Below are 12,695 nucleotides of genomic sequence, written 5' to 3' on the forward strand. Positions count from 1 at the left end.
TAGATTTTATTGGCGCTAAACCTGCGTTCTACCCAATGAGATAACAACGCGACGGTTCTTGTCTTTACCAATTGGCGAGTTGTTGTCGGCAATTGGACGACGTTTACCATAGCCTTGTACTTGAATACGGTCTTCTGGCAAACCGAGAGACTTAAAGTACTCTCTTAACGATTCTGCTCTGCGCTCTGAAAGGTTTTGGCTAATGCCTTTGCTGTCGACAGAGTCGGTGTACGTTGCCACCAGCACAAGATCAATATCTTGGTTGTAGCGAACATAATCAGCAATCTGGCTCAGCCTTTTACGTGACGACTTATTCAGCTGATCGCTGTTGCGGTCGTAATGCAAGATAGTGAAAGAGATATCTTCAAAGCTGTAAGGCAGTAAGTTGGCAACACAATCACTGAACACATTGTATTTTTCTTGGAACAACACCGACGACAACGACACTTCGATACGTTGATCTCGGCTTTGCCACTCTTGGTAACTGAATGTCGGGTAACGCCCTTTCTCCAGCTCACTCAAAATACCCCAAGCGGTTTGTCCACCTACGTAGCCATCAAATTGTTGGAAGAACTTAATGGTTGTCATGCGATCAGCACTTTCGCCCGGACGCCAAGGTGGTGGCATGGAAATCAAGCTAACATTGCGAGTCGCACCCATTGGGCGGCGCATTTTAAGCTCAAAATCCAAAATGATTTTTTTACTCGCACGAGATGAAAACTCAGCGTCACCAAAATTTGGGATTGGATGAACTAAGCGACATTCTAGTGGCGTGTTAGCCACCATCTCCCACGTCGACTGTTGAGGAGATGCTCCGTAACGCTTTTCTTGTGCCATTACCGATGACGACATAAGAAGCGAAAATAGCATTGAACCTGTTATGAGTTGTTTCTTCATAAAGTGGAGTATCTCTTAAGCAATTCGTTTAACAATGCAGCCAATTGCCGCATTTTTCTCTCGCGTTTAAATATGCAATTATCAAGCCGCAATGGGTCGGCTAATTTACGATTTATTGCCCTTCCCTAGTTTTTATCACTGCTATTATCTGCAATAATGCAGCCTTAATCACACTTATTTGGGCTAACATGACTGTAGAAAACGAAGCTCTGACCCTAAAAAAACGCTTTCGCGGCTATTTTCCAGTGGTCATCGACGTGGAAACCGCAGGGTTTAACGCAGAAACCGATGCATTATTAGAAATCTGTGCCATTACATTAAAAATGGATGAGAACGGAGATCTGCAACCTGCATCAACGCTTCATTTTCACATTGAGCCTTTTGAAGGCGCAAATATAGAGCAGGCAGCATTAGACTTTAACGGAATTAAAGACCCATTTAGCCCATTACGTGGTGCTGTGTCGGAACAAGAAGCCCTTAAAGAAATCTACAAGCTAGTGAGAAAAGAACAAAAAGCTTCAGATTGCAGTCGTGCAATCATGGTCGCTCACAATGCTACATTCGATTTGAACTTCGTTAATGCGGCAAGTGAGCGTTGTAAGCTTAAACGCGTCCCGTTCCATCCATTTGCAACTTTTGACACTGCAGCTCTTAGTGGTCTTGCCTACGGTCAAACCGTTTTGGCTAAAGCTTGCCGCACTGCAGGGATGGAATTTGACAACAAAGAAGCACACTCTGCTTTGTATGATACGCAAAAAACCACAGAGTTATTTTGCGGCATAGTAAACAAATGGAAAGCCCTTGGTGGTTGGCCTCTTGTTGACGAAGAATAAAAAATAGAGTCGGTAAACGTTTTTTCGTATTGCCTTCATAAAAAACACAACATCCCGAGAATAATATGAATCCTGTTGTAATTTCAGTTTGCATCATGCTTGTTTTAGCTTTGATGCGTGTAAACGTAGTCGTTGCTCTGACGTTCAGTGCAATTATCGGTGGCGTAGCCTCTGGTATGAGCTTGAACGACGCAGTCGCGGCTTTCGAAAGTGGATTAGGCGGCGGTGCAACGATTGCACTTAGCTACGCTATGCTTGGTACATTCGCTGTTGCTATCTCACGTTCTGGTATCACAGACCTACTTGCTCAAAGCGTTATCAAACGCATTCACGGCAAAGAGAACAGTGCAGCATCGACTGGTCTAAAATACGGCATCCTTGCGTCTTTGATCTTAGTGACCATGTCTTCGCAAAACGTGATTCCGGTACATATCGCCTTCATCCCAATCTTAATCCCACCTCTATTAGGCGTATTCGCAAAAATGAACCTAGACCGTCGTCTGGTTGCGTGTGTACTGACTTTTGGTCTGATTACGCCTTACATGGTTTTGCCGATTGGTTTTGGTGGCATCTTCCTAAACAACATCCTGCTAAAAAACCTTCACGACAATGGTCTTGAAAACGTAGTAGCAAGCCAAGTACCAATGGCGATGTTGTTACCCGCTGCAGGCATGATCTTCGGTCTTCTAACGGCAGTATTCTTTACTTACCGTAAGCCTCGTCAATACAAAGAAACATCTCACACGATTGTTTCAACTGAGACAAAAGAGATCAACAAGAAGCATATCCTAGTAGCGGCGGCAGGTATCGTTGCAGCACTAACGGTTCAATTGTCGACGGGTTCTATGATCATCGGTGCTCTTGCTGGTTTCATGGTATTCACCTTCGGTGGCGTAATCGCTTGGAAAGAGACACAAGATGTCTTCACCAAGGGCGTTCACATGATGGCAATGATCGGTTTCATCATGATTGCAGCGGCAGGTTTCGCAGCAGTAATGAAGCAAACTGGCGGCGTTGAATCTTTGGTTGAAGCGCTTTCAACCAGCATCGGTGATAACAAACCTCTAGCAGCACTACTTATGCTAATTGTTGGTCTACTGGTAACTATGGGTATTGGTTCTTCGTTCTCTACGATTCCAATCCTTGCAACTATCTACGTTCCACTAGCAGCAGCATTTGGTTTCTCACCAATGGCAACGATCGCTCTAGTAGGTACAGCTGCAGCGCTTGGTGATGCGGGCTCTCCTGCTTCTGACTCAACATTAGGTCCAACATCGGGTCTTAATGCTGATGGTCAACACGAGCACGTATGGGAAACCGTAGTACCGACGTTCCTACACTACAACATCCCACTGATCGTATTCGGTTGGATTGCAGCCATGGTTCTGTAATTAGATTCTGTAGTTAAACAGTCCTACGCTCACTTTTATAAAGGCCGCCTCGTGCGGTCTTTTTTTGTCTCTGGGATTCATTCCATTCTTCCTCTCACTCTCAATGAACTAGCGACGCCAAACAAAAAAGGCTTACTCTTATGAGTAAGCCTTAGAAGTCGTTGCGTCAATACAGACAGCTCTCGCTGGATTATGCAGCGGGAGCGTTATTCACTAGAATTTCGCGAATAGATTTAAGCGTCGCTTCCGTTGAATGGTAATCCAATTCAACTTCACTAAAAATGCCATTTACTTCAAGCATTAATGTTGGGTAAGAAAACACACCCATCGCTTCTTTAAAGCCTAACTGGTCATCTAATTCACTTTCCAATAACTTGCTAGAAAGGTCATTTTCAAACTGTTGTACATTCATGCCTAGTTCTTCAGCCAACTGCAGATGCGTTTCTTGGCTGTGTGGCAACATCGCGCGAAGGTAGTACGCGTGTTGAATCGCTTCCAGCATCGCTTCATAGTGATCTTGAAAACCTGCTGCAATTACAGCACGGCACGCAGGGTAAGTGCTGCGAACAGGCTTACACTCAGTCCAAAACTCGTGGTTAAACTCGGTACCTAGCTTAACTTCAATCTGCTTCCAGATCGCTTGCAGCTTGCCTTTCATCTCTTCTGACATTGGCTCATCAGAATCCGGCGCCAAGCCACCTACTACGTAGTTAAACTCAATACTCGCAGGTAATTGTTGTTTCAATAACTCAAGCGTTGGCTTGTATCCCCAACACCAGCTGCACATTGGATCATGCACATAATGAAGTTTTACGTTCATTGTTCGTTCCTTATCGAGTCGACTCTTCTATCAATTCCAACAAAAAAGGAGCCTAATTAAGGCCCCTCATTTTAACTATTCAGCGCAAAGGCTAGAGCTTACTCAGCGTCATCACCAGCAACTTTAGCTGCTGCTTCTTTGATGATTGGCTGAAGTTCGCCTTTTTGGAACATCTCAAGAATGATGTCACAACCACCGATTAGCTCACCTTCAACCCAAAGTTGTGGGAAAGTTGGCCATTGTGCGTAAGCTGGAAGCTCTGCACGGATATCAGGGTTTTGTAGAATATCTACATAAGCAAATTTCTCGCCACATGCCATTAGAGCTTGAGACGCTTGAGAAGAGAAACCACAGCTAGGTAGCTTAGGAGAACCTTTCATGTACAGTAGAATAGTGTTTTCTTCAATTTGCTGTTTGATTTTATCGATAGTTTCCATTGCTTCCTCGTTAATGGATTACGGCTTTTATTGCCTTTATTCTACCCCAAACCAAAAGAATAAAAACCATATAAAAAAAGCGGTTAACGAGCTAAGCTAACAATTCACACAAAAGTGATGAAATAAGCTTTTAATAAAGTAAAAACTTGCTAAACTATATCGCAAGTCAGCAAATTGACCATGGTTGGCAGTATAGCGAGCCATGAATAATAATATCACTGGAAGCAATCGAAAGAGTTAACTCTTTCATATCAATGGAGAATTGAGCAATGGCATTTGAACTACCGGCTCTTCCTTACGCGAAAGACGCACTAGAACCACACATCTCAGCAGAAACGCTAGATTTCCACCACGGTAAGCACCACAACACTTACGTTGTTAAGCTAAACGGTCTTATCCCAGGTACTGAGTTTGAAGGCAAAACACTAGAAGAGATCGTTAAGACTTCTACTGGTGGTGTTTTCAATAACGCAGCTCAAATCTGGAACCACACGTTCTACTGGCACTGTCTTGCTCCTAAAGCAGGCGGCGAACCAACTGGCGCTGTTGCAGAAGCTATCAACGCTGCATTCGGTTCTTTCGAAGAATTCAAAGCGAAATTCACTGATTCAGCAATCAACAACTTCGGTTCTTCTTGGACTTGGTTAGTTAAGAAAGCTGACGGTTCTCTAGACATCGTTAACACTTCTAACGCTGCTACTCCTCTAACAGAAGAAGGTGTTACTCCACTTCTAACTGTTGACCTATGGGAACACGCTTACTACATCGATTTCCGCAATGTTCGCCCTGACTACATGGCTGCATTCTGGAACCTAGTAAACTGGTCTTTCGTAGAAGAGAACCTAGCGAAGTAATCTATTACTTAAGCTACGCTATTTATAGCGAGTTACCTATTGAAAGCTCATGCCTCGGCGTGAGCTTTTTTGTATCTGTCGTATTCCTATCAATACGAACATTACGAAACAAATCAGCCAATCAAGACTGCTTTTTAACCTATTCTTACCTTTCTTAATCGCCCTGCATAAATTCTCTATTCGCCTGTAATTAAAGACTAAAGTTTGCCGACTCCATGCCGTTAAAGGTGTATCAAACGAGAGGCGTCATGCAAATACATACTTTAGACAAAGCAGGAATCATCAACGAACTGAAGTTCGGCATCGGAATCAGCCAAGCGGTTGAGCAAGGTCGCCGTGCAGATTTCGCGTTGCTGCTATCTATGTTTTCTAATGATGTTCGCGATTGCACGCCCATCGATACCATTGAAGTTACAGAAACAAATGAAGATCGCCTACGCAAACAATTCGGCGTAGCAGAACCTCAGCAACTGCGTTCAAACCAATCTTCATATGAGATTTCAGCACAGCAATCTAATCATTTTCATCAAGCTAGCCTTGCCAGCGCAAAACTCAGCCATTACTTGAAACCCGAAGCCTTAGCTTTTATGCCTGAAGATACTGCTGACTTCCCGGAAGAGGTTTACCAAAACCTTTCAGGTCACGACCGACGTAAACTGGCGAACAAGCATGTCCCTGACTTGCCTCATGCCACACTCTACAACGAACTATCTACTGCCCAACGTCAGTATCAAATTCAAGCTCAGGTATAACTTCAGCCCCGCTTTCTCGATTTATTTCTGCATCTCTATCTACTTTGTTCAATTCACCTTCTTGAATGATTCATGTGAGTGATATGAACCACCAGCCTTGGGCATACTCAAAACATCCGTTGTCGATTACTGCTTGAAGTTACTACAAAATGTGACGTGCCACTAAGTTCATAAAAACTTATTAATTGGCGCACCTTAGTTTGAACCAATTCACACCCATTGTATGAAATTTGACCCATTCTTATCCGACACGGATGATTTGTTTAGGTACTGAGATGGAAATAAAAAGCTCAATCATATTGGTGACATCTGCCGGCTCGCGACTGGGAGGGACGATTGCGAACCACTTTGTAAACCTTGGAGCCACAGTCATCCTTTGTGATAACGATACCGAAGCTCTTCAGGCTACCTATTTACAGTGTGCTCGGTTCTCTGATTCTGTTTACCACTACCCGCTCGAAAGCCATGACAACCAAGCGATTCTCAGCGTATTTGATTTTATCCAAACCACTTTCAACACCACACCCGATGTATTGGTCAATAACTGGATAAGCTCACCGATGCCAAGCCTAATTGGTGATCAGCCCGTCAGCAGCTTTATTAATGATCTTTCTTCTATGGCATCGACCCTTTTCGCATTTGGTCAAATCAGTGCTGAGAGATTGCGAGATGAAAAGAAAGAAGGCGTGATTGTGAACGTGATATCTCATGATGATTTTCATGATGTATCTGGCTTAGAGAGCGCCAACTCCATGATCACCGGATTCACACACAGTTGGGCCAAAGAACTCACCCCATTTAAGATCCGTGTTGGCGGTGTCGTTCCCGCGATTCACAACGCCGATGGTAAGTTCAACCGTTGTCATTGGGCACAACTTCAAGACGAACTCACTAGAACCGCAGAGTACATTATCTCTAATGATTACTTCAGCGGGCGAGTTGTTGCGGCAGAGGTTTAGGCTCTCCTATTCATGCTCAAATAAAGCCACTGCTCTTAGCGCAAATCACTAATCAACTAATCAACCGCATAAAAAAAGCCCCAGTCTTTCGACTGGGGCTTTAAACTTTTCCCGATAGATAAGTATCGTGCTAGCGAAAACTTATCTCAAAACCAATGCTTACTTATTATGCGTTAGCTTTTTCTTTTTTAGCTTTTGGTGCTTTCGCTTCAGCTGGTTTTTGGTCAGCTTTCTTAAGGATAACTGTAGTACCTTCGAAAGTTTCACCTTCAACGTATGCTTCGCCGTAGTAAGAAGTTGTTAGAACTTCTTTTAGCTCAGTGATTAGTGGGTAACGTGGGTTAGCACCTGTACACTGGTCATCGAACGCTTCAACAGCTAGCTCGTCTAGTTTAGCAACGAAGTCAGACTCGTTAACACCCGCAGCTTGGATAGATAGTGGGATATCTAGGTCTTTCTTAAGCTCTTCTAACCAAGTCAGTAGACGTTCAATCTTCTGAGCAGTACGGTCACCAGCTTGGCTTAGGCCTAGGTGGTCAGCAACTTCAGCGTAACGACGACGTGCTTGTGGACGGTCGTACTGAGAGAATGCAGTCTGCTTAGTTGGGTTATCGTTCGCGTTGTAACGTACAACGTTTGAGATAAGTAGTGCGTTAGCAAGACCGTGTGGTAGGTGGAACTCAGCACCAATTTTGTGAGCCATTGAGTGACACACACCTAGGAATGCGTTCGCAAATGCTACACCAGCGATAGTTGCTGCGTTGTGTACTTTCTCACGAGCGATTGGGTCAGCCGCACCATTTTTGTAGCTTGATGGTAGGTATTCTTTAAGCATCTTAAGAGCTTGAAGAGCTTGACCGTCTGAGTATTCGTTCGCTAGAACAGATACGTAAGCTTCAAGAGCGTGAGTTACTGCATCGTAACCACCGAACGCTGTTAGAGACTTAGGCATGTTCATTACTAGGTTCGCATCAACGATAGCCATGTTTGGCGTGATTTCGTAGTCAGCTAGTGGGTACTTAGCACCAGTCTTGTCGTCTGTAACAACAGCGAATGGAGTAACCTCTGAACCAGTACCTGAAGTTGTAGTGATACATACAAGCTCAGCTTTTTGACCCATTTTAGGGAACTTGTAGATACGTTTACGGATATCCATAAAGCGCATTGCTAGTTCTTCGAAGTGAGTTTCTGGGTGCTCGTACATAACCCACATGATCTTAGCAGCATCCATTGGAGAACCGCCACCTAGAGCAAGGATTACGTCAGGTTGGAAGCTCTTCATTGCTTCAGCGCCTTTCTCAACAACAGATAGCGTTGGATCCGCTTCTACGTCGAAGAAAGTTTGAACTTCGATGCCTTGTGCTTTAAGCAGGCTAACTACGTCATCAGCGTAACCGTTGTTGAATAGGAAACGGTCAGTTACTAGGAATGCGCGTTTCTTACCTTCTAGGTCGCTCATTGCGATTGGAAGGCTACCACGACGGAAGTAGATAGACTTAGGTAGTTTGTGCCACAACATGTTTTCAGCTCGCTTCGCTACAGTTTTCTTGTTGATAAGGTGCTTAGGACCTACGTTCTCAGAGATAGAGTTACCACCCCATGAACCACAACCTAGAGTTAGAGAAGGTGCAACGTTGAAGTTGTACAGGTCACCGATACCACCGTGAGTAGTAGGGATGTTGATTAGGATACGAGCAGTCTTCATCTTGTCACCGAAGTAACGGATGCGGTCTGCGTTAGTATCTTGGTTAGTGTAAAGACCAGATGTGTGACCGATACCACCGATTTCAACCATAGTAACCGCTTGAGCAACAGCGTCTTCGAAGTCGTCTGCGCGGAATAGACCTAGAGTTGGAGATAGTTTCTCGTGAGCGAACTCGTCATCGTAAGAAACTTTACCAAGACCTTCACCTACAAGTACTTTTGTATCAGCAGGAACTTTAACACCAGCCATTTCAGCGATTGCTGGAGCAGGTTGACCTACGATTTTAGCGTTTAGGTTGCCGTCGATAAGAAGCACTTTACGTACTTTATCAGCGTCAGCTTTAGATAGAACGTGAGCTTTGTGAGAAGCGAAACGCTCTTTAACTTCTTCGTATACATCGCTAACAACGATTGCAGCTTGCTCAGAAGCACATACAACGCCGTTATCGAATGTTTTAGACATTAGGATAGATGCTACAGCACGTTTGATGTCAGCTGTTTCATCGATAACTACAGGAACGTTACCAGCACCAACACCGATAGCAGGCTTACCAGAAGAGTATGCTGCTTTAACCATGCCTGGACCACCAGTAGCAAGGATAAGTGCGATACCGTCGTGCTTCATAAGCGCGTTAGAAAGCTCTACAGATGGTTGGTCGATCCAACCGATGATGTCTTTTGGAGCACCAGCTGCAACAGCTGCGTCTAGAACCAGTTTCGCTGCGTCGTTAGTTGAGTTCTTTGCACGTGGGTGTGGCGAGAAGATGATGCCGTTACGTGTCTTAAGAGAGATTAGAGATTTGAAGATTGCTGTAGAAGTAGGGTTCGTTGTTGGAACGATACCACAGATGATACCTACAGGCTCAGCGATAGTCATTGTGCCTAGGTTGTCATCTTCTTCTAAGATGCCACATGTTTTTTCGTCTTTGTATTTGTTGTAGATAAATTCAGATGCAAAGTGGTTTTTGATAACCTTATCTTCAACAATACCCATTCCAGATTCAGCAACTGCTTGTTGTGCAAGTGGAATACGAGCGTGGTTAGCAGCAAGAGAAGCTGCGCGGAAGATTGCGTCTACTTTCTCTTGAGAGAATGTTGCAAACTCTTCTTGTGCTGCTTTAACGCGAGCTACTAGAGCATCAAGTTCCGCTAAGTTAGTTACAGGCATGGTGGATCTCCTAAAATAATAAATATTAAAAACTTTTTATTAAATTCGCTGCTTGCCGTTAACCTTAAACACCAGCGTTCTTAGTAAATTGCTTTCAGGGCTGAGTATATTATTTCACAGTGTGAAAAAAATTGACCCAGATCAGTTACCCAAAAAGAATTAACCAGAAAGTAGTAAGGCAATCGCAAAAATGAACCTAAGGTTATGATTTATATAGATTAATATCACACTTTTCGTTCGTGCAAAAAACAAGCAAACAGACAATTTTTTTCTACATTGCGTCATAAACTGTAAAAAAGTTTCATTTTTAGTCAGCTCACTTACATGTATACGGCCAAAACTGTGCTACTGAGAGTATATCCATACCGTTGCAACGAGCTAGAAACTGTCATAATTTTTATTAAAAGCGTGCGTGAGATAACATTTAGTTCAAATTGCGTTACAACGCGAAACACGAGAAAACACTTTGTAACACTGACATTACACATCTCACACTCAATTAGTTTTTCTAAAAAATAGCCCCTTCTTCAAGTTAGTTTTTTTCATTCGCTCTCATTGAATTTGTCCCTTACATTACGCACTCTGACAAAGGTCAGATCAAACCCACTATCCTACTTAACGTTACTGGAGATCGCTCTCATGCAAGGTTTAGAACTCGCAATCTTTATGCAATTCTTCCTTGGGCTTGTTGCAGCCGTAAACCCAATCGGCATCATGCCTGTTTTTGTTTCTTTAACTGCTCATATGCCACCAGAAGAGCGAAACAGGACAGCCTTACAAGCCAACATTGCTGTTGCCGTTATCTTGATTGTCTCGCTTGTTGCAGGGCAAATGCTTCTTGATATGTTTAGCATCTCGTTGGATTCATTCCGCGTTGCAGGCGGTTTACTGTTGTTGAGTATCGCATTTTCGATGATGAGCGGTAAGCTCGGTGAAGATAAGCAGAACAAACAAGAGAAATCGGAATACATCAGTAAAGAGCAGATCGGCGTGGTTCCACTGGCTATGCCTCTAATGGCGGGTCCCGGTGCAATCAGCTCGACGATTGTTTACGGTTCTCGCTACCCTGCTGCTATTGATACGGTAGGCATCGGCATTAGCATTATTGCTTTCGCAACTTGTTCTTGGCTTTTATTCCGTTCAGCGCCAGTTATCGTTCGCTTCCTAGGTCAAACCGGCATCAACGTTATTACACGTATCATGGGCTTGATCCTGGGTGCGCTAGGCATCGAGTTCATCGCCAACGGCTTACGTAACCTATTCCCAGGGTTAGCATAACGTTTAGCGGAATTGGCTCGTGTATTGCGGGCAATCAAGATTGATATATAGATGAGGCGAGTAAAGCGATTGGGCTTTCACTCGCCTCGTTATTATGAAGCTTGTATAATGACTGTTAATACATTTAACAGAAGATGAACCTCTCCTTATGTCACGTAAGCCACTTAAGCATCATTTGTACGTCATTATCTTTGGCACTCACACTCCAGCCGGACGCGCATTTGATATTTCACTGATCGTTGCAATCTTGGCTTCGCTGTTGGTGCTTATCTTAGAGTCTATCCCTAATGTGATGACCGAGTGGTCACAACAGTTGCGTTACATTGAATACAGCTTTACTGCCCTCTTTACGCTTGAGTATCTGTTGAGGCTCTATTGCTCTCCAAAACCAAAATCTTATGCCACCAGCTTTTATGGTGTCGTTGACCTGTTAGCGATTCTCCCAACTTACCTAGCGATCATTTTCCCGGGTGCTTCATTTATGGGTGTGGTGAGACTGCTTCGTGTGATGCGTATCTTCCGTATCCTAAAATTGGTTCGCTACCTACAAGATTCCAACATATTGCTGCGCTCATTATTGATGGCGAGACGAAAGATTCTGATCTTCTTCAGCACAGTGGGCATCTTGGTTGTTATCTTTGGTGCTTTGATCTTTATTATAGAAGGCCCTGATAATGGCTTCACCAGTATTCCTCACAGTATCTACTGGGCAATCGTGACCATCACAACCGTGGGTTACGGTGACATGGTGCCGCAAACCGCATTAGGTAAAGCTATCGCATCTCTGACTATGCTCTTGGGTTACTCAATCTTAGCCGTGCCGACCGGGATTATTACCGCAGAACTCAGTAATGAAATGAACTCGCACAAAGAGTTGGTCAAATGCCCAAACTGCAACCGTTCAGGCCACGATTCTGATGCCATCTATTGTAAACACTGTGCCAGTGAATTGGCCGATCCCGACAAACGAGTCGTTACTGAAGAGAAAGAATAGATACCCATAAAAAAGAGCTCCTAAGAGCTCTTTTTTGTTTTCTTAACTACCAAACTAAAGCAACTAACAACCGTCGGTAAACACTTCGACTTTATAATCATCATTCGCTTCCATTGCAGCCGTATACTTTACATAACACTGCGTTTTCTCGATCGCGCTGTTGAAATCATTTGGAAGAACATCCGACAAATATTCCGATCGAGTAATCAGCCATAAGTCAGGGTCACTTACAGGACCATTATTATGCGCAGCCCACGTCCACTCTGTAGTTAGGTCATGAAACCCAGAATCAATCGCTAAAAAGTTTTCCATTCCCCCTTTCTCAACTGCGGGGTAACCAAACTTCACACGCCCGTAGTCAGGGATCAGATAAGACTCTTGAGCTTCCATACCCTCAACAGCGGCTTTTTCGAATGCCAAATCAGAGGCTGTGTGAACCGATGCTCCCAACCCTTCCATAACCGAAGCCCTAGCATCATGTTGTATGTTTAAAAACTTAGGCGCTGCGACAACCGCTAAAACACCAATAATGACGATAACAACAACTAACTCGATCAGAGTAAAACCTTTGAGGTTTGCTTTCATTTTCTAGCTCCAACTTTAAGACG

At 43.9% G+C, this 12,695-nt stretch carries 12 protein-coding genes; 7 read left to right on the forward strand and 5 right to left on the reverse strand.

Going from position 1 to position 12,695, the window contains the following annotated elements:
* Positions 1-15 precede the first annotated feature (15 nt).
* A complete protein-coding gene (locus tag L0992_11120; protein XGB66269.1) occupies positions 16-897 on the reverse strand; it encodes an OmpA family protein in 882 nt (293 codons plus the stop codon).
* A gap of 188 nt (positions 898-1,085) precedes the next feature.
* On the opposite strand from L0992_11120, the gene rnt reads away from it, so the two are divergent.
* Together rnt and L0992_11130 are read left to right on the forward strand one after the other, a co-directional pair.
* Positions 1,086-1,730: a ribonuclease T gene (gene rnt / locus L0992_11125; GenBank protein XGB66270.1), complete on the forward strand. Its 645-nt coding sequence runs from the start codon at positions 1,086-1,088 to the stop codon at positions 1,728-1,730.
* A gap of 65 nt (positions 1,731-1,795) precedes the next feature.
* On the forward strand, positions 1,796-3,121 hold the full coding sequence (locus tag L0992_11130) for a Na+/H+ antiporter family protein (protein ID XGB66271.1): 1,326 nt from the start codon (positions 1,796-1,798) through the stop codon (positions 3,119-3,121).
* A 190-nt stretch (positions 3,122-3,311) separates the two neighbouring features.
* Here L0992_11130 and L0992_11135 read toward each other — a convergent pair whose 3' ends face one another.
* Positions 3,312-3,941, reverse strand: a complete 630-nt coding sequence (locus L0992_11135) for a DsbA family protein (protein XGB66272.1) — start codon at positions 3,939-3,941, stop codon at positions 3,312-3,314.
* Positions 3,942-4,039: 98 nt separating this feature from the next.
* The gene (locus L0992_11140; GenBank protein XGB66273.1) at positions 4,040-4,378 is read right to left on the reverse strand and encodes a Grx4 family monothiol glutaredoxin; all 339 of its coding nucleotides are present in this window, start codon (positions 4,376-4,378) and stop codon (positions 4,040-4,042) included.
* Between the two features lie 269 nt (positions 4,379-4,647).
* On the opposite strand from L0992_11140, the gene sodB reads away from it, so the two are divergent.
* From sodB to L0992_11155, 3 genes are all read left to right on the forward strand, one after another.
* Positions 4,648-5,232, forward strand: coding sequence for a superoxide dismutase [Fe] (gene sodB, locus L0992_11145; GenBank protein ID XGB66274.1), 585 nt, complete (start codon positions 4,648-4,650; stop codon positions 5,230-5,232).
* Positions 5,233-5,447: 215 nt separating this feature from the next.
* Positions 5,448-5,984, forward strand: coding sequence for a hypothetical protein (locus tag L0992_11150; protein XGB66275.1), 537 nt, complete (start codon positions 5,448-5,450; stop codon positions 5,982-5,984).
* 275 nt (positions 5,985-6,259) lie between these two features.
* Positions 6,260-6,943 (forward strand): SDR family oxidoreductase, encoded by a 684-nt coding sequence (locus L0992_11155; protein ID XGB66276.1) that lies wholly within the window; start codon positions 6,260-6,262, stop codon positions 6,941-6,943.
* 166 nt (positions 6,944-7,109) lie between these two features.
* Here L0992_11155 and adhE read toward each other — a convergent pair whose 3' ends face one another.
* Positions 7,110-9,815, reverse strand: a complete 2,706-nt coding sequence (gene adhE, locus L0992_11160; protein ID XGB66277.1) for a bifunctional acetaldehyde-CoA/alcohol dehydrogenase — start codon at positions 9,813-9,815, stop codon at positions 7,110-7,112.
* A 639-nt stretch (positions 9,816-10,454) separates the two neighbouring features.
* Between adhE and L0992_11165 the strand changes: the two genes are divergently transcribed.
* Together L0992_11165 and L0992_11170 are read left to right on the forward strand one after the other, a co-directional pair.
* On the forward strand, positions 10,455-11,093 hold the full coding sequence (locus L0992_11165; GenBank protein ID XGB66278.1) for a YchE family NAAT transporter: 639 nt from the start codon (positions 10,455-10,457) through the stop codon (positions 11,091-11,093).
* Between the two features lie 148 nt (positions 11,094-11,241).
* Positions 11,242-12,087: an ion transporter gene (locus tag L0992_11170; GenBank protein ID XGB66279.1), complete on the forward strand. Its 846-nt coding sequence runs from the start codon at positions 11,242-11,244 to the stop codon at positions 12,085-12,087.
* Positions 12,088-12,150: 63 nt separating this feature from the next.
* On the opposite strand, the gene L0992_11175 is transcribed toward L0992_11170, so the two are convergent.
* Positions 12,151-12,672, reverse strand: a complete 522-nt coding sequence (locus tag L0992_11175) for a prepilin-type N-terminal cleavage/methylation domain-containing protein (GenBank protein XGB66280.1) — start codon at positions 12,670-12,672, stop codon at positions 12,151-12,153.
* Positions 12,673-12,695 lie beyond the last annotated feature (23 nt).

Source organism: Vibrio pomeroyi, from assembly GCA_041879425.1.
GTDB classification, from domain to species: domain Bacteria; phylum Pseudomonadota; class Gammaproteobacteria; order Enterobacterales; family Vibrionaceae; genus Vibrio; species Vibrio pomeroyi_A.